Annotated in this window: 15 protein-coding genes; 2 read left to right on the top strand and 13 right to left on the bottom strand. The window is 63.3% G+C overall.

Annotated features, from left to right (window positions below; genetic code table 11):
• Positions 1-8: 8 nt before the first annotated feature.
• A complete protein-coding gene (locus OG874_RS11065) occupies positions 9-1505 on the bottom strand; it encodes a class I adenylate-forming enzyme family protein (RefSeq protein WP_442943392.1) in 1497 nt (498 codons plus the stop codon).
• A 523-nt stretch (positions 1506-2028) separates the two neighbouring features.
• On the opposite strand from OG874_RS11065, the gene OG874_RS11060 reads away from it, so the two are divergent.
• Entirely contained in the window at positions 2029-2868 is an 840-nt protein-coding gene (locus OG874_RS11060; protein WP_330255031.1) for a PaaI family thioesterase, read from the top strand.
• A 391-nt stretch (positions 2869-3259) separates the two neighbouring features.
• Here OG874_RS11060 and OG874_RS11055 read toward each other — a convergent pair whose 3' ends face one another.
• Positions 3260-3898 carry a TetR/AcrR family transcriptional regulator gene (locus OG874_RS11055; protein WP_330255030.1) on the bottom strand — a complete coding sequence of 213 codons (639 nt, stop codon included), beginning with the start codon at positions 3896-3898 and terminating at the stop codon, positions 3260-3262.
• A 156-nt stretch (positions 3899-4054) separates the two neighbouring features.
• On the opposite strand from OG874_RS11055, the gene OG874_RS11050 reads away from it, so the two are divergent.
• Complete coding sequence (locus OG874_RS11050; protein WP_330255029.1) at positions 4055-5116, top strand: Rieske 2Fe-2S domain-containing protein; 1062 nt, start codon at positions 4055-4057, stop codon at positions 5114-5116.
• Between the two features lie 67 nt (positions 5117-5183).
• Here the strand turns inward: OG874_RS11050 and OG874_RS11045 are convergent, their stop codons facing one another.
• From OG874_RS11045 to OG874_RS10995, 11 genes are all read right to left on the bottom strand, one after another.
• Complete coding sequence (locus OG874_RS11045; RefSeq protein ID WP_330255028.1) at positions 5184-6809, bottom strand: FAD-dependent oxidoreductase; 1626 nt, start codon at positions 6807-6809, stop codon at positions 5184-5186.
• A gap of 46 nt (positions 6810-6855) precedes the next feature.
• On the bottom strand, positions 6856-7539 hold the full coding sequence (locus tag OG874_RS11040) for a hypothetical protein (RefSeq protein WP_330255027.1): 684 nt from the start codon (positions 7537-7539) through the stop codon (positions 6856-6858).
• Positions 7540-7578: 39 nt separating this feature from the next.
• Positions 7579-8874, bottom strand: coding sequence for an MlaD family protein (locus OG874_RS11035; RefSeq protein ID WP_330255026.1), 1296 nt, complete (start codon positions 8872-8874; stop codon positions 7579-7581).
• On the bottom strand, positions 8871-9980 hold the full coding sequence (locus OG874_RS11030; RefSeq protein ID WP_330255025.1) for an MCE family protein: 1110 nt from the start codon (positions 9978-9980) through the stop codon (positions 8871-8873). The genes OG874_RS11035 and OG874_RS11030 overlap by 4 nt, the downstream gene beginning before the upstream one ends.
• Positions 9977-11083 carry an MCE family protein gene (locus tag OG874_RS11025; RefSeq protein WP_330255024.1) on the bottom strand — a complete coding sequence of 369 codons (1107 nt, stop codon included), beginning with the start codon at positions 11081-11083 and terminating at the stop codon, positions 9977-9979. The genes OG874_RS11030 and OG874_RS11025 overlap by 4 nt, the downstream gene beginning before the upstream one ends.
• Positions 11080-12132: an MCE family protein gene (locus tag OG874_RS11020; protein WP_330255023.1), complete on the bottom strand. Its 1053-nt coding sequence runs from the start codon at positions 12130-12132 to the stop codon at positions 11080-11082. The genes OG874_RS11025 and OG874_RS11020 overlap by 4 nt, the downstream gene beginning before the upstream one ends.
• A 6-nt stretch (positions 12133-12138) precedes the next feature.
• Positions 12139-13176 carry an MlaD family protein gene (locus tag OG874_RS11015; protein ID WP_330255022.1) on the bottom strand — a complete coding sequence of 346 codons (1038 nt, stop codon included), beginning with the start codon at positions 13174-13176 and terminating at the stop codon, positions 12139-12141.
• Positions 13173-14477: an MlaD family protein gene (locus OG874_RS11010; protein ID WP_330255021.1), complete on the bottom strand. Its 1305-nt coding sequence runs from the start codon at positions 14475-14477 to the stop codon at positions 13173-13175. The genes OG874_RS11015 and OG874_RS11010 overlap by 4 nt, the downstream gene beginning before the upstream one ends.
• A gap of 3 nt (positions 14478-14480) precedes the next feature.
• Positions 14481-15335, bottom strand: a complete 855-nt coding sequence (locus OG874_RS11005; protein WP_330255020.1) for an ABC transporter permease — start codon at positions 15333-15335, stop codon at positions 14481-14483.
• A complete protein-coding gene (locus tag OG874_RS11000; protein WP_442943327.1) occupies positions 15335-16252 on the bottom strand; it encodes an MlaE family ABC transporter permease in 918 nt (305 codons plus the stop codon). The genes OG874_RS11005 and OG874_RS11000 overlap by 1 nt, the downstream gene beginning before the upstream one ends.
• Positions 16253-16521: 269 nt before the next feature.
• The gene (locus tag OG874_RS10995; protein WP_330255019.1) at positions 16522-17787 is read right to left on the bottom strand and encodes a cytochrome P450; all 1266 of its coding nucleotides are present in this window, start codon (positions 17785-17787) and stop codon (positions 16522-16524) included.
• Positions 17788-17845 lie beyond the last annotated feature (58 nt).

Genomic DNA, 17845 nt, shown 5'->3' with positions numbered 1-17845 from the left:
GTGCGACGTCACGACGTGACGAACCGACGGCGCAAGGACTGCTTGTCCGGCTTCCCGATCCCGGTCTTGGGAAGTTCGTCGACGATCTCGAGCCGCTCGGGCAGTTTCTGCGGCATAAGGCCCGCCTCCCGCAACTGATCGACGAGATCGGTCAACGTGGGCGCCGCCACGGCCGGTCGGGTCGTGATCACCGCGCACACGAGTTCGCCGCGCTCGTCGTCGGGCAGACCGATCACCGCGACTTCGGCCACCGCCGGATGTTCGGCGATCAGCGCCTCCACCTCGACCGGGCCGATGTTCTCGCCCTTGCGGATGATCATGTCCTTCAGGCGACCGGTCACCTCGACATGCCCGTCCGGTCGGAGGTGGCCGAGATCGCCGGTACGGAACCAGCCATCGGCCGTGAATGCCGCCGAAGTCAGCGCAGGGTCGGTATATCCACGAAACACCGCCGCGCCTTTGACCTGAATCTCGCCATCCCTGCCGGTCGGCAACTCCACCTCATCGTCGACGATCCGCACCTGATTGCCGGGTATCGGCCTGCCCTCGGTCTGCGCCAGCTGCTCGTCGGTGTCGCCGGGTGAGGCCACGCAGATCATCGGAACCTCGGTCGCCCCGTAGTCGTGCGCGAGCGCGGAATGCAACTCGGTGCGCACCGCGTAATACACACTCGGCGGACACGGCGCACCACCACCCTTGAGCAGACGCAGACTCGGCAGCAACTGTTCCCCTGCCGCCAGCTTGCGCTGCTCATTGAGTAGCGCCGTGTAGAACACGGTGCTGCCCCCGGTAAAGGTCACCCGGTGCCTGCGGAACAACTCCGCGGTCACCGCCGGATCGAATGCCTCGACAAGTACCGCAGGGAATCCTGCCAGCAGCACCGTCATCAGATAGATCAAGCCACCGACATGCGCGATCGGGAATGGGACTCCACCGACTTCATCCGGCTGCTGCCCGAGCCCACCACGCAGTGCGAACCCGCGCGCCGCAGCGAGCAACGACCCATCGGCATGGCGCACCCCCTTGGGAAGTCCGGAGGAGCCCGAGGTGAAGTAGATCCACCGCACATCTTCTGAGACGCCGGGCGCCGGCGGCAGCGACGATACGTCTGCCGACTCGGGCGCATCGAGACCAATGGTCATGACGCTTGCGTGCCCCGGCAAGCCTTCGGCCATCGCAACGTAGTCCGTACCACGCCAAGCGCCAGGCACCAGGATCACTTCGGCGGCCGAGGTCGCAACGGCGGCACCGGTTTCCCGTTCCCGATAGATCGGGATGATCGGCGCTTGGACCGCGCCGAGGCGGGCCAGTGCCGCCATCACCAGCGCGGTGCTGATCCGCGTCGGCAGCTGCCAGGCAACTGTCGTTCCCCGGCCGATTCCCTCGGCATGAAGAGCGGCCGCGACCCGCTCCGCCTTGACCCGGAACTCGGAAAAGGTGAGCGAGTTGCCGTGCTCATCGGACAGCATCGGCTGCCCGCCGGACCTCTCCGCGCGATCGACAATCAGACTCCAAAACCCCTCCGCTGCAGTGAGATTGCTCTCAACAGCAGGAGAGGCGACACCGCCGATAGACACTCGAGACCCTTTCGCTCGCCCGTGATGGGCATCACACCATCACCAGATATAGTAAAAAGATTTCGCTATTAAAGCAATCGACGAGCAGTCCGGCCGCGGCCGCACCGCAGGAAACCCGCGGGCCCTCATGGTCAGCCACTCGCGACCAGGTGGTACGGCGGAAGGGCAGTCGGCACGTCGGGCTCAGAGGATCCAGCCGACAGCGCGCAAAACTAGATCGCACGGCCGAGGCAGTCACTGACAAACGTCCGCGACCACGACGCGCGGCTCCGCGCGACAACAACCGCGGAAGACACCCGGAATCGACACCCGCCATCGTGGACGATATAACTGAACGATCTGACTATTGACATATGAGTGTTCAGGCGTCCCGCGCAGGCAGGCGCAGGCCGATACCGAGTTCGGAGAGTATGACGTGCGCGCACCCAGGCCGAATGATGCGTAAGTTCGCATGACAGCCGAATTGGTCGGCCCTGAGGTCGAATTCCGCCCCGGGATGCCCGAACTACTGTTCCGGGTGCGGGATCTGACCGGCTCCTCGTCGGCCACTACCGGGTCGATGAGCACGGGCCCGTGGGTCCTCGGCCCCGACGCCAGACCGTCCTTCGGCTCGCTCGGCGTACTGCTGGACGTTGTCCTCGGCTTCGCACTGATCAACGAAAGACCGCCGGGGCACTGGGGCGTGACCACCTCGATGTCGGTCGAGTTCTGTTCGCCGATCCCGATCGACCATACAACGCTGCTCGGCCAAGGCCGAGCCGTCCACCTGACCGAAACAGGCGGCATTTCGCAGTGCGAGGTCAGGACCATCGACGGCTCGACCGTCGCGGTAGCCACCCAGCAGAACCGATTCGTGCCAGGAACCCCCGGGGAGAATCGCCGACCGAACCATTCGGCCACGGCGACCGGTAGCCAAACGATTCTCGACCTCCTCGACGCCACAACCCGTTCCTACGACGGCGAACTCGAACTCCACCTGACGACCGGACCGAACGTCGCCAACCCACTGGGCAACCTCCACGGCGGCATCGTCGCGTGCTTGTCCGAAATTGCCGCATCGATGGCAGTACGGTCCGAGTCGCATCCGCTCGACGCCGCGTCCATGCACATCGCCTACATCCGTCCCGGTCCGGTCGCCGGAACCGTACGCTTCCGAACCCAGGTGGCCTACCGCGGCCGCACCTCTGCGGTTGTCCGCGTCGAATGCCTCCGACCGGATGGGAAGGCCTGCGCTGTCGCCACTGTCACCTGCGGGGGGCCACGGCAGCCGGTTCACGGCATTGGAAGCTGATCGAATGCGGAGGCCTCGCCGAGCTTCGCGTTCGTTTCCACGCTCGCGATGATGTCGCGGACCCGCTGACGCTGGATCTTCCCCATCGCGTTTCGCGGTATCGCGGGCACCGTCTTCACCTGCTCCCGGCGTCTTGTAACGGGCAAGTCCCGCCTCCCATGCATAGCCGCAGTCGGGGAAGCGGAAACCGCTCGCGGTCAGCGCACGTCCCCGATCGTCGGAGAACAGGACACAGTCGGGCGTCCACTCGGCCCGCAGGCATATCAACTGCCAAAGGCACTGTGGCACAATAAAATCAGGGTTCACTATCGAATCCAGGAACACGGCTTCTACCACTTGCGATCAACAAATCGACTTCACCTTCGGCAACCGTCGCGCGCCATCGACCTGGTCACCTGACGAATAGCCCGACGATGTCGTCCCGTACAGCCTCGTACGGTCGTTCCAGCCGCCCACGGGCCCGCATCTCGACGCTCCGGAGGGCGACCGCGTGAATCGCGAACGCATCCCGTTCAGGCATTGCGCCGGGCAGACTTCCGTCGGCGCGGGCACGGGCCAGGGCACCGGCGAGAACTTCGCGATGGCAGGCGTATATCTCCTCGAGCGCATCGGCAAAGCCGACGACCAGCCCGACCTCGGGGGCGACGAACGTCCTGCCTTCGCGCATCCGACGCTCGTCCCAGCCGACGGTGAGGAACTCCTCGATCCAGGCGACCACGGCCGCCCTGCCACTGAGACTGCCGTCGACGGCGGCGCGCAGCCCGTCCTCGACGAGTTCGCCCGCCTCCCGCTGCATCGCGAGTACCAAAGCGTCCTTGGACGGAAAGTGGCGATAGAACGTACGCCGGTTCACCTTCGCCGCCCGCAGGATGTCCTCGATCGGTGTTGCGACACCGTGGCGCCCGATCAGCCGGTGCGCGGCACGAATGATGGCCGCGCGTTCACGATCGGCCTGCACTGGCGGATCGGCCACGGCCTGACCTGAACCGATCCCTCCACCGACATTCGTCCGGCTCGATGAACCGTTCATGCACCACCTCCTGACCGCCCATGATTGCACACCCGAACGTATCCATCGTTAGAATATCCGAATTACGGGAATCGCATTCCCAGTAGACTCGGTCTTGTGTGGGAATGCCATTCCCAGATAGCGTTCGACGCTAACGGCGACATGGAGGTTGGAACAGTGCAACTACACGGACTGGATCTCGCGCTGACCGGGTGGTTCCAGGTGGCCTGGTCCGGGGACATCGACAGGAATCAGGTTGTCGCGCTGCGCTACTTCGGCCGAGATCTGGTGGCCTACCGGAGCAAAGACGGCGTGGTGCGAGTGCACGACCGGTATTGCAAGCACCTCGGAGCAAGCTTGGCGCACGGCGGTTGCGTGGTCGGCGAGGGCATTCAGTGCCCGTTCCATGGATGGGTCTGGGGTCCCGACGGACACAATGTGTCCATCCCGTATCAGGATCGTCCCAACAAGGCGGCCAAGCTGGGCACGTGGCACGTCCTCGAGCGCAACGAGGCCATATATGTGTGGTTCGACGCCGCGGGGCGCGATCCGTTCTGGGACGTCCCGGAAATGCTCACCTGGGCACCGCAAGCAGCCGACCGGGACTTTCACACAGCATGGCCCAACGGCCGAGAGCACTTCGGCGACCTGCGGGTGCATCCGCAGATGGTGACCGAGAACGCGGTCGATCGACATCACTTCCGCTTCGTGCACAAAACCCCGATCAGCCCGGTCATACTCGACGAACTTGTGGAGGGCCCGGAGTGGCGAGCCCGAGTCGGCTTCGGCCGCGGGTGGCACAAGAACCCCAATGACGAGAACGGGACGCTCCGAACCGACACCATGAACACCCTCGAACTTCTTTGGTCGGGAATCGGCGTCAGCGTCAATGTGGAGCACACCATCGAGGGCATCCGGATCATCAGCATCAACACCACCCCCGTCGAGGATGGCAAGACCGAACTCTTCGCTACCTACTGGATCGACCGCATCGAAAACGATCTCGAGGACGGCACCTACCAACGCCGTCTCAATGAAGCCAAGCTGGCCCTGCCAGACGATATCGAGATCTGGAACCACCAGGTCTTCGTCGACCCGCCGGGCGCCTTGGCGGTCGAAGAAGGCCGAGGCTTCCGCCGGATCCGCAAGTGGGTGCAGCAGTTCTATCCCGGCATTGACACCGCCGCCGCGCCGGGGGGCGAAAATGGCTACATGCCGAAGTTGAAAGCCCCAGGATGACGGCCTGAACGCGCGAAAACTGCATCGACCGGGCCGGACCCGCCGCGGATATGTAACCGCGGGTAGTTCATGGATAGCGATGTGTCTTGATCCGGGGTCGGCCCACCGCCATTCCGGCAGCTTTCTCGGCATCGTCGATGTCGTGCCATCGAGCCTTGTCGATCAATTCCGGTCGACGCTCGGTCAGGAGGGTGAACAACGCCGCGCGATCGGACTCCGGCGGGGCCAGTCTGCCCGCTAGGAAATCCTCCAGCAGCGCCGAGACGGTCTCCTGCGCGTCCGATCGATTGGTGCCGATGACGCCGCGCGCGCCACGTTTGATCCACCCGGTCGTGTAGACGCCAACCATACGATCCACCCGTCCACGATCGTTCGGGATCACACCGCGGTCAACGTCGAACGGCAGGTCCGCAACAGGCTCGCCGCGGTAACCAACCGACCGCAGCACCAGTGACGCACCGATACTCTCCGTCTCGCCGGTCGCTACAGCGCACATATCACCATCGAGCACGTTACGAACGAGTCGTACCGATTCGACGCAGCCGCTACCTCGCAGTTCGGTGGGTGAGGTCAGATACCGGAAGACGATGCGCTTGTTGCCCTTCGCGACCGGTCGCCGAGAGTACTCATCAGCGAGCTGCAACTTCAGTTCCAGTGCCGGCTCCGCATCGCAGTCGTCCAGTCTCGCTTTGCTTATCGGGTCGAGCGCCAGCTCTGCCTCGTCGATGACGATATCGACCCCGGGCAGATAGCCCAGCGCCAGGAACTCCGCCACGGAGTACGCCGCTTGCAGCGGACCGCGGCGGCCGAGGACAACAACCTCGCGAATGTTGCTGTCGCGCAGGGCTTTGAGTGCGTGATCGGCGATGTCGGTCTTGGCCAGCTCGGCGGGGTCGAGGGTAAGGATCCGCGCGATATCGAGTGCGACGTTCCCGTTGCCGACGATCAGGGCCCGCTCCCCTGACAGGTCGAAACCGCGGTCGGCGTGGTCGGGATGACCGTTGTACCAAGCAACGAACTCGGTGGCGGAGTGGCTCCCGGGTAGTTCCTCACCGGGAATACCTAACCGGCGATCGCTGGAAGCGCCGACCGCGTACAGCACGGCGTGATGGTGCTGACGCAGCTCCTCCTGCGAAATGTGCTCACCCACTTCGACATTCAGGTAGAACCGCACAGCATCGCTCTTGAACGCCGAAGCGAAAATGTCGGCGATGCCCTTGGTTTCGGGATGGTCGGGGGCCACGCCGCTACGAATCAGCCCCCAAGGTGTAGGCAACCGGTCGAACATCTCGATCTCTACATCACCGTGTCTGAGCAGCTGCTCTGCCGCGTAGCAGGCCGCTGGCCCAGTGCCGACAATCGCAACACGAAGCGTCCCGAGTTCGTTCGGCAACCGCAGCGGCGCCGACTGCGGCGCGACGAGGTCCACGCTGAGCGGGTGCCGCTCGAAGTAGGCCCGGCCGAGGTCGGTGAATCGACCCATCGACGCGGGGAGTTCGTCGTCGGCGAAGATCGCGTCCACGGGGCAGGCCGGCACACAGGCCCCACAATCGATGCAGGTGTCCGGGTCGATGTACAGCATCTCGGTGGTGCGGTACTCCGGGTCGTCGGGGCGCGGCCGGATGCAGTCGACGGGGCATTCGGAGACACAGCTGGCGTCGTTGCAGCAGCGTTGGGTGATCACGAAGGTCATCAGAATCCTCGGCAGGTTGTCGGGGGTGGCAGCCGAGACACGGCCCCTAGGGCAGGTCCACCTTGGCGGCGAGCCAGCGGCCGTTGACGAGTTCCATGGTCATGACGACGCGACTGCGGTCGATCCGCGGATCGGGGCTGACCGTGTTGGTGATCGTTTGATCAATGAACAATAAAACCTCGACCCTCGTCGTCGACGCGGACTTGATTCCGGTGTCGACCACAGTGCCGTGCGCGGTGGCTTTGTTGTCGACGAGCAGTTGCTTCAGTTGAGCGCTCGATCGGGTGTACATATCCTTGAATTCGCCGGTGGCTCCGTTGAGCACCGCGGCGAAGTTTTGGTCGAGGTCGGTCGAGTTGACACTGGTCAAGGTGACCGCGTATTGGCTGGCGGCATCACGCGCTTGGTTGGCCGCCGAGTCGATGTCTCTGGCCTGCTTCAGTTTCCAGCCGAGAACTCCGGCGCAGGACAGCGCGACTAGTACCAGTGCGGCGACGGTCCCGACCGCGGCCCATCGAAACCAGCGACGGGTACGCAGCGGCGGACGGTCCTCTTCGTCCGAAGCGGACGCGCCGGGCTCGGGCGGCAACTCGTCGTCCTCGGTACTCGCCGGGGTTTCGTCGACACCGGGCGGAAGCGATTTCTCGATAAGGGAATCGACATCGGTATCCGTCGTCGTGGCCGAATCCAGTTCTGCAGTCATTGTTTCCGTCGTGCTCGTCTTACTCATCGGACTTCTCCTCTGCGTTCTCGAGTCTGGTGCGAGCGCCTACCTCGGCGTCGGCTGGGTGATATCGGGTCCTCCGTAGGGCACCGGAATGGATTGCGGTCCCACTGGAGTCGGCGTCGAACGCTCGTCGGGAGTGACGCCCGCGGGCGGACCCGCGGTGTCGTCACCCGGCGGGCGCGGGGCGTTGCGCGCACCGCGGATGAGCACGGAGGGATCTTGGTTCGGGCAATAGGTGTGCAGATACGGCTCGGAAGAGTCGGGTACCGAGGGCGGCAGCCGCGCCAGATCGTAGTCGCACGAGTACCGCGGATATATGTTGACCAGCCCCCATATTCCGCCGTCGTGGAAGACGGTCGCGATCGCTTCGAGGGTGGAGCCCGCACGGTATTTCGGGAAGAAGAACTCGTCGAGGGCGGGCACATGGACGTAGGCCAGCTGCGCAACGGTGGTCAAATTCCCCAGTAGCTGCACCATCGTCGGGGAGTTGTCGGCGATGATGGCGTCCATCGAGTGCATTGTCGCGGGGGCGCGATCGACAAACGTGCGAAACCCCTGGTCTTTCGACTCGACACCGCGAAGCAGGGTCGACAAGTTTTTCGATGTGGCCTGCAGGCCGGGGCCGATGTCGGCCAGCGTGCCGAGCACAACCTTGCTGTCGTGCAACAGGCTGACCGTTTGCGGAAGTACAGAATCCAGCGTCGAGATGAGGAAGGTGCCACCGTCGAGTATTGCCGCGAGCTTCTGTGGGCCCTCGGGCCCCACTCCCAGCTCCTTCACGATGGTTTCGAGTTTCGCGGGATCGATTTGGGCGAGCGTTCCATTCAAATCGCCCAGCAAGGTCGCCAGGGCCACCGGTGTCGAGGTCTGGTCGACGGATATCTCCGCGCCGTCGGTCAGATACGGCCCGCCGTCGGTTGTCGGTCTGAAATCGAGGTACTGCTCGCCTGCCAGCGACAGCCCCGCCACCCGTACCTCACCGCCTCTGGGGATCTTCACCGCCGAATCGATGGCGGCGACCGCGATAACCCCGCCGTCGGCGAGTTCGACGGATTGCACCCGGCCGATGGCGACGCCGCGCAGCGTTACGTCCTGATTCGGGAGCAGTCCGCCGGACACTGAAAGGTGCACCCGCACATGGATATTCGATGCCGTCGGATCGACTCGGAGAGCTCCGAACACCAGGTAGATCAGTCCGAGAACCAAAGTCAGGGCCAGTGCGACCGCCGATACCAGCAGTCGGTGTGCGGCCAACCCACGCACAGTGCTGACGAGTACTCGCGCGGGAGGTTCCAGCAGCCGCTGCATCGAAATCGCCTTTGTAGTCGGATGCGTCATCTGCCGGGTCCGATCACTCGGTCCTGCAACCGCAGCAACGTGTATGTGAGACTTCCGACGAATGCCGCCCAATCTGTGGCATCGGGTAGCTGACTTCCGGGATCGCCGGGGTGCCGCGGGTCCGGCAGTGCCCCGATCGCCAGGTCCTGAAGGTCGACGTTGACATGCGCCGAAGTTGCGTCGGTGATCTTGATGATCGGTCCCAGTATTTTGTTGACGGCGTCCAGGCTCCCGTCAGGGCTGATCGCGGCATCGTTGAGCTCGCCGGCGATTCGGTTGATGTCGGCGACCATACTGCGGGTATCCGTGCCGTTGACCGAGGGAAACTTCGCGATCTGCCGACTGATTCGAGCGACCTCCGAGACGAGGCCGAGGATCTGCTGGGTGTTCGCGGATAGGACGCCCAGGGCCGGACCGGCGGCGGAGACCACGTCGTCGATTGTCGATTGCTGCGCCGCCAGCGTCGCCGTCAGGCGATCGGTCTGGACCAGGGCGTCGCTGATTTCGCCCGACCTCGCGGCCAGGCTTTGCACCAGTCGGGTCGATTGGTTGATCAGGTCGGCGATACGTTCGCCCTGATCACCGACGGCGGCGCCGAGCCCGTTGACGATCTTGGTCAGATCCCGGATCGCCCCGCCGTTGACCAGGAGTGACGAGGTCGTCAGCAGTTCTTCGATCGTCGCGGCTGCCGAGGTCGACGCGAGCGGAATAGTATCGCCGTCACGCAGGACGGCGGTATCCGACGCTGTCGGCGGCGGCGGCGCAACGGCGACGAAGACGTCTCCGAGCGGGGTCGCCGAACGCAACTCCGCACTGGTACCGACCGGCAGGACCACGCCGGACATGATTCTCATCGTGACAACGGCGGTATAGTCCCGCGCCCTCATGGACTCCACCTCACCGACGTCGGCCCCGGCGAGTTTCACCTTGGCCTTGGTCGGCAAATTTAGTGCGTTGGCAAACGTGGCGTGCAGCGTATACGAATTGCCGCCGACTCCCGGCGTTGGCAATGGCAGACTTTCCAGTCCCACCGAGCACGCCGCCGTGGGCAGGACCACCGTGGCCGATATCCCGATGGCCACCATTCGCCACCGAAAGCGCGTCATTTCGCCAGTCCTGCCATGGATTCGAGCATCCCGGTGATACCGAAGTCGGGGCCGAAGTCCTGCAGCGTGCCGGTACTGCAGCCGAGCTGGCGCATACCAAGGATGTTGCATACTTCCTTGACCAACTGCCCGTCGAAAAAGATTTTGTCGAGCAACGCGTGGATCCGCACGCCGCGCTTGTCGAAGTCGAAGGCGTTATACGCGTTGTCCATCAAGAGCGGGGCCAGATCGAGGAATTCCGACAGCTCGCGGCGATAGTCCGTCAATGCCTGAGTGACGGTATTCGCGTTGTTCAGTGTCGATTTCAGCTTGCCCTGGTTGGCACTGAGGAGTTCGTTCGCCTGGAGGAGGATCTCGTTGATCTTGGCGCCGGTATCCCCAAGTCCTACATTGGCTTCCGTGAGGATATCGCTCAATTGCCGTGTCGCCGTGCCGAATTCACGAATGTCACGATCATTGGCCGCGGCGGCGCTGGTCAATGCGGACAGGTTGTTCACAATTGTGGTGATCGCATTACCTGTCGCGGCCCCGTGGTCGTCGCCGAGTTGCAATGCCGCGGAGAGTTGGTTCAATGCCGCCCGTATGTCCTGCCCATTCCCTCCGGTCATCGCGGCGCCTACGTTCAGCAACTGGGCAACGGGGCCGCCGCCCTGCCCGTCTCCTTGCAATTGGACCGACATCTTGTCGGCCATCGATAGCAGCCGGTCGAACTCGATGGGCGTTTTCGTGCGATCAAGGCCGAGGAAAGCGTTGTCCGGCAACGTGGCTCCCCCGCGGTAGACCGGGGTGAACTCGACGTGCCGGTCCGTCAATACCGATGTCGACACGGTGACGGCCTGGGCATTCGCGGGGATCTCGACTCCTGAGTCGATCCGCATCTTCACTTCGACAAAGGTTCCCTTCGGGGTGATGTCGATAACCTTCCCGATCGGCATGCCGAGGACGGCGACGGAATTTCCTTCGTAAAGACCAGCGCCATTGTCGAATTGGGCCGTCACGGTGATTTCATGATTGTCCGCCGTCGCGGTCCGAATGCCCGAGCAACCGACAGCGGCGATGACCACGATCGCGGCGAGCTTTATAATCGATACCCACGATCTCATTTGCAGTCCCTCAGGTAGGGCGGCAGATTCAACTGATCCGCGCGGCCGCTGATGGCACACAACCACGAATCGATGAGCGGTCCGGCGGGGGCGTTGAAGTCCATCTCGTTCGCGGTTCCGGTCGCGTTCGTGAAGCTCCGCAGCGAAACCGGGAGTATCTGCAAACTGTTGCGGAGCAACTGATCGTTGTTGCTCAGCGTCTGCAGCAGCCCGTCCAGGCTGGTGAGCAGTTCGTCGATTTCGGGGCGATCGTTCACGACGATGTCTCGGAGCTGATTCACCAGGTCGGTAGTGGCTTTGAGGAGTAGATCCACGGTTGCTCGCCGGGAGGTGATCTCCTGCAACAGGTCTCGGCCGTCGTGCACCAACGCACCCAGACTGGCCTGTTGGGCGTGGATCACGTCCGTCACCTGGCTTGTGCTGGTGAGCAGCGAACCGATCTGGCCGCGCCGGTCGGCGAGCACCGAAGCCAGGCTCTCGATGTTCTTCAGTACCTGGGGCACCAGTGCGGGCGTGCCCTGCAGCTGAGCCGCCAGAGCGGTTAGAGTTTGGCCGATCTTCGCGGCGTCGACTTGCTCGAAGACCGTTGTCGCGCTTTCGAGAACATGCGGCAGGTCGTAGGGAACTACGGTGTTGGACAATTTGATTCGGTGATCGGGGAGGTCGCCGAGCCCCCCGGGCCGCAACTCTACGTAGCGAGATCCGAGCAGCGTTGTCAGTTTGATCGATGCCTTCGTGTCGGCGCCCAAGACAACATCCCGGTTGATCTTCATGGTCACGACGACGTGATCGCTTTCCAGCTCGGTTCCGTCGACTGTTCCGACCGGGACGCCCGCGATCGTGACCGAGTCACCGTGACTGATCTGTGCGGCCTGGGCGAATTCCGCCTTGTAGCGAACAGTGCCGATTCCGGCCGAGTTCACCAGCAGCGCCGCGGCCAGCACGGCCACGATTCCGACGACCGTGATGATGCCGAGGCTCCATTTGCTGTGCTCCTCGATGGGACGGCGCAGGATCTGGAACGATTTCGACGCGTACTTCCTGAACACGTTGGTTCACCTACAGATTGGGGAGTGGGTGGGTTGGCCGCCGGGCGTGGCCAAGGAGACGATCGTGGGTACGAGCGCGGTCAGGGCAGGAATGAGAGTGATATTGAAATCGCAGACATACGCGTTGACGGCGCTACCTTCCTGACTGACTCGTGCGATGCCCTTCAGCATCAGCGGCAGATTGAAACCGAAGTAGGCGAATGCGTCCTTGTTGTCGAGGAAATGTTTCGCGAATCCCGGCTCCCTGGTAAGCATCTGGTCCAGGTCGGGCTGTACCTGGCCGACGAGTGTGGCGACGCTGCCCGCGACCGTTGCGATGGAGTTCATCGAGTCGACCAGTTCTGCGCGCCTGGTCGACATCTGATCGAATATCGCGCGAGCTTGCGTGATGACGGTGTCGATAGTGCCGCTCTGGAGCGCGAGGTTGTGCACGATGTTGTCGAGATTGACGATGACGTCACCGAGGACGCGGTCCGGCCCCGCCAGTGATTCGGCAAGTTTCGATGTCTCGGCGACGAGCGTGGTGACCGATCCGGTATCCCCTTGCAGCGCTTTGATTATCGCTGTGGTGATGTTGTCGATCTGTTTCGGCTCGAGCACGCTGAAGAGCGGTTCGAATCCGTTGAGAAGGATGGAAATGTCGAATGAGGGTTCGGTGTGGGCCACCGGGATCTCGCCGCCATTCGGCAGAATCCTCGGATCGTTGTAAGTTCCGAGGGACAGACCGAGATAGCGCTGGCCGATAAGGTTCTGATACGTGATCGACGCCTTGGTGTTCCCCTGCAGCACTTGATCGGATTGAACGCGGAACCCCACCTTGGCCAGGGTCCCGTCCAAGGCAACCGAATCGACTCGCCCGACCCGCACCCCGGCCATCCGGACGTCGTCGCCGGCACGGAGTCCCGAAACGTCGGTGAACACCGCGGTATACGAGTGCGTGGCGCTCTGGACACTACGTTGCAGCGTCACGAACACCGTCCACGTCAGGGCCAGTGAAATCGTCAGAAATATGACGAGGCCGATCAACGGCTTGCGGTAGCTCATCGCGCCCCATTCCCTGGATCCGGCGCGACGCTCACGGTGCTTCCCCTGGCCAATGGCCCGAGCAGCAGCTCGGCGGCCGCGTTCAGATCACCGCCGAGGATTCGATCCAGGAGCTCCTTCTCCTGTGGACTGCCTACCGGCCCGACGTTGCCGCCCATGGGCACCCCGCTGAACGTTCGCGGATCCATGACCGTCGGGATGACCGGTGGCGCGACCGTCGCGGGAGCCGTCTCGCAGCTCGGGCCCGCTAGCGCGCCGTAGCGCGGACAGTCGGCTCGCGTATACATCCGGTGCGGAGTGAACTCGAGCAAGAACTTCCCTGTCCCCGTGTTCGCCCCTGGGGGCCAGAACTCGGTAAACCACTTGTCGGAGATGACCTTGATTCGGCTGACGATCGGCGTGAATTGCGTTCCACCGTCGGCGAATACGCCGAGCACGGGTGAGAGCTGGGTAGTGATGTTGATCAGCTTGTCGGTGTTGTTGTCCAGAGCTGTGCCCACTGTCGACAAGGTGCTCGCCCCGGCGGACAACAGGCTGGTCAATGCCGCGTCCATTTCGGCGATCGTCCGCATCGGGACCACAGCGTGGTGTAATGCGTCCAGCAGGTCGGGCGCCGACGATTGCAACCCTCGCACTGCATCGGTCAACGCACCGAGGGTCGAGGGATCCCCGTTGGGCACGATGACCGCACTGAGCTCACGGGTGATCCGGTCGAGCTGCGCGCCGGCCTGCACGAGGTCGGCGCCTCGCCGATCTGTCGCCGCGGCGACGGCAGCCAACATCCCCAGGGTGTGATCGCTGCCGAGCCGCGTGGTCGCGGCGATGATCTGGCGAAGCTTCGTCAACGCGGTCTGCAGCTGCACGGTCGACAGACTCTGATCTTGTGGGATTTCCGCGTGAGCCCGGAGCGGCGGGCCGGCTCCGTTGTCGACCAGCTGGATGGAGGACACAGCGAAAACATTGCTCGGCACGACACGAGCCGTCACGGTCCGGGGGATTCCGTCGGCGTATTCCTGCTTCAGGACGATATTCACGTGGTTGGGTCCCCCGTCGATCGACGGGGTCACATCCTTCACCGTCCCGACGAGCACACCGCGGAACTTCACATCCGATTTGGCCGGTAGCCCGTCGCCGACATCGGCGAGCACCGCGGCCACCTCGAATGTCTTCTCGAAGTCGCCGTTCATCTTCGCGGCCAGTACGGTGACCAGCACCGTCGCAACAAGTACTGCCCCGATCCCCCGCAGCAGAAGTTGCGCGGGAGTCGGTCCTCTACCGTCGGTCTCGAACAGGATCGGCATCCGCTACCCACCCAGCCTTGCGCCCGCGTCCACGCCCCAGAAGGCCATCGTCAGCAAGAGATTGACCACGATCATCGTCGAGATACTGGCGCGCATCGCGCGGCCCGCGGCAACGCCGACACCCTGCGGACCGCCCGAGGCATAGAACCCGTAGTAGCACTGGATAGTGGAGGTAATGACCACGAAGACAACAGCTTTCAGTAACGAGTAGGCGATGTCGGTGCCGTTGAGTACCAACCGGAAATAGTGCTCGTACGTGCCTGCGGACACGCTGCTCGACAGCCCGACCACGCTCTGCACCGCGACGTAGTTCATTGCGAGGCACACGAGATACAGCGGGACCACTGCTACGACCGACGCCATCAGCCGGGTCGTGACGAGGTACGGGATCGACCGGATCGCGAGGACCTCCATGGCATCGATTTCCTCGGAAATCCGCATGGCGCCGAGTTGTGCGGTAAACCGGCACCCTGCTTGGGACGCGAAGGCCAGCGAGGCCATGATCGGCGCCAGTTCTCTGGTCGCCGCGGTCGACGCGACCAACCCCGTCGCAGGATCCATACCCAACAGGTGCAGCGCGTTGTACCCCTCGATTCCGACAATCGCCCCAGCCGACGCACCGAGGACGACCATCACTCCCGCAGTGCCGCCGCCCACGACGATCGAACCGTTTCCCCAGGTCACATCGGAGAGGATCCGCAGGAATTCCTTCGGATAGTGGCGCAGCATCGTCGGAATGGAGACCAGCCCGCGAACCAGGAAGGTGATCATGTGCCCGAACCGCATCACGATCGTTCCCTGCGCCGCGGCCGCCTTGATCATCGGCTTGACGTTCGGCGGGTAGTACCGCGAAGCCACTAGAACCCCGTCCGCGGGAACAACAGCACATACATCTGGGTAAAGACGACGTTCACGATCATGAGCAGCAGAATCGAGGCGACCACTGTCGCGTTGACCGAGTTCGCCACACCGGCGGGCCCGCCGCGGGTTGTCAGCCCCTTATCGCAGGCGACTATTGCCACGATGGCACCGAACACGATCGCCTTGATCATCGTCAGGACCAGATCACCGACTGTCGCGAAGGATGCGAAGGTGGAGACGAAACTGCCCGGTGTGCCGTTCTGCACGAAGGTGTTGAAGAGGTATCCGGCCAGGAATCCGACGAAGCAGACGAGTCCCGTCAACGCGACACCGACCAGGATCGCCGCGGCCAACCGCGGTACGACGAGCCTACGGATCACGGAGATACCCATGACTTCCATCGCGTCGATTTCGTCGCGGATTTTGCGCGATCCGAGGTCGGCGCAGACCGCTGATCCCACGGCGGACGCCATCAACAGAGCCGCGACCATCGGCGCACCCTGCTTGATCACCGCGAGACCACTCGCGGCGCCGGCCAGTGATGTCGCACCGACCTGGCCGGCGAGCAGGCCGAATTGGATCGAGAGAGTCACCCCGATCGGTATGGCTACGAACATTGTCGGCACGGCCGATGTGGACGCCATGAACGCGGCCTGGCGGACGAACTCCCCGAACGGAAAGCGGCGGGTAATGATGTCGAGAAACAAGTACTGCGTCGCTCGGAGTCCGAGCATGCATTGGCCGCCAACCGTTTCCAGCGACGCCATCGGATGACGTCGGGCGTAGCCGCGAGTCCAGTCGCCGATCTCACCCATCGCGGATCGTTTCCGCGGTGGGTCGGCGTCCTCCACGCTCACCGGCACGTCGTCGTCGGGATCGGATGACCCCGCATACCTTCGATCGAGGATCGCCATTGGTCCTACACCTCTGCTATCGGGTCCGGCTACTGCCCGGTGGCACCGCACGTGCCCGGGAATACGGCTCAACGTCGGACGCAGGACAGTCGGCCATTTCGCTATCTCTTTGAGAGTTAATGTTCCGCACGAAGTGAATCAGATCACCATAATAGTAGAACAGGCTTACCGTCACACGCAATGAACTGTACAAATTCCTGGCATAGAACGTCATGTCCACGGTAGGCATGGCCGCACACATACTGGGTGCGGCCGGCATTCATCTGCCTCTACACCCAGGCAAGTTCGACTCGCTGCCAACCATTGAGCAGCACACTCGGATTCCGCTCGAGGGGGGCGCCTGCCAACTCGAGCTTGCCGAGATGCGGAAGCAGCCGCCCCACTGCGGCGCGCACTTCCTGACCGGCCAAGTGCGCGCCGAGACAGTAGTGGATGCCGTAACCGAAGGAAAGATTCTTGACCGCTGGCCGCGTGATCAGGAAGCTGTCGGGGTCCTCGAAGCACCGCGGATCCCGATTGGCCGCGGCCATGTGCAACGCGATGATGGCCCCCTTCGGAATCTTCGTACCTGCGAGTTCGGTGTCGTCCGTGGCCTCACGAAAGGCGAACTGGATCGGGGCGGTGGTCCGGTTGGCTTCTTCCACAGCATTGGGCAGTAGCGACGGATCGTCGAGCAGCAGCGCCAATTGCTCTGGATTGGAGAGCAATTCGACCACCGTGTTGCCGATGAGGTTCGTCGACGTCTCATTGCCCGCCACCATGATGGTGACAGCCATCATCAGCGTTTCGACGTTGCTCAGGGCCTCATCGTCGATCGCCCGGACCATTGCGCTGACCAAGTCGCTCTGCGGATTCTTGCGTCGCTCCTCGATGAGCGGGACGAAAAAGGTGCTGAACTCCTTGATCGTGCGCAGCATCAACTGATGCCGCTCGGCAGGGTCGCTGATATCTCCGCCGGCCACCGCGGCAAAGGCATCCGACCAGCTCTTGACCTGGGTATATTGGCTGCCATCTATACCCAAGATATGGCAGATCATTTCCACGGGGAGCGGAATGGCAAGTCGCTCAACGAGATCGAAGCTGCTCTCGGCCTCGATTCCCGCGAGGCATCGGTCCGTGATCGCCTTGATGGCGACGGCCATTTCCTCGATGCGCCGCGGGCCGAAACCCCGGCTGACGATTCGGCGCATCCGAGTGTGCTGCGGCGGGTCCGCCGCCGCGATCGATCGGGCAGAGGCCAACTCGGCCATGTCCACCGGGATGCCCGCCGCGAGGGCGAGCAGTTGCTCGAGCACCTCCGGATTGATCTCGGGATTCGTCTCGGCTTGGCCCTCATACGGATTCGGGCGGGACGAGAAGAGCTCCGGACGCGACTGCACAGACTTCACGTCGTCGAATCGCGATACCACCCAGATATCGGAAGTCGTGTGGTAGATGGGGGCTCGCTCGCGCAGCTCAGCGAAGATCGCCGGCAATTGATCACGCGGACCTGGCGCGAACGGGTCGAAGGTCAGATCAGCTCCGTCGGCCGACATCATCTCTCCTGAGTGTTTGATTTGGCAATCAGGCCGCCTCGGGGCCGGAAAGGTCACC

It is taken from the genome of Nocardia sp. NBC_00565 (genome assembly GCF_036345915.1).
GTDB lineage: Bacteria > Actinomycetota > Actinomycetes > Mycobacteriales > Mycobacteriaceae > Nocardia.
This window is presented reverse-complemented; position numbering and strand designations above follow the sequence as displayed.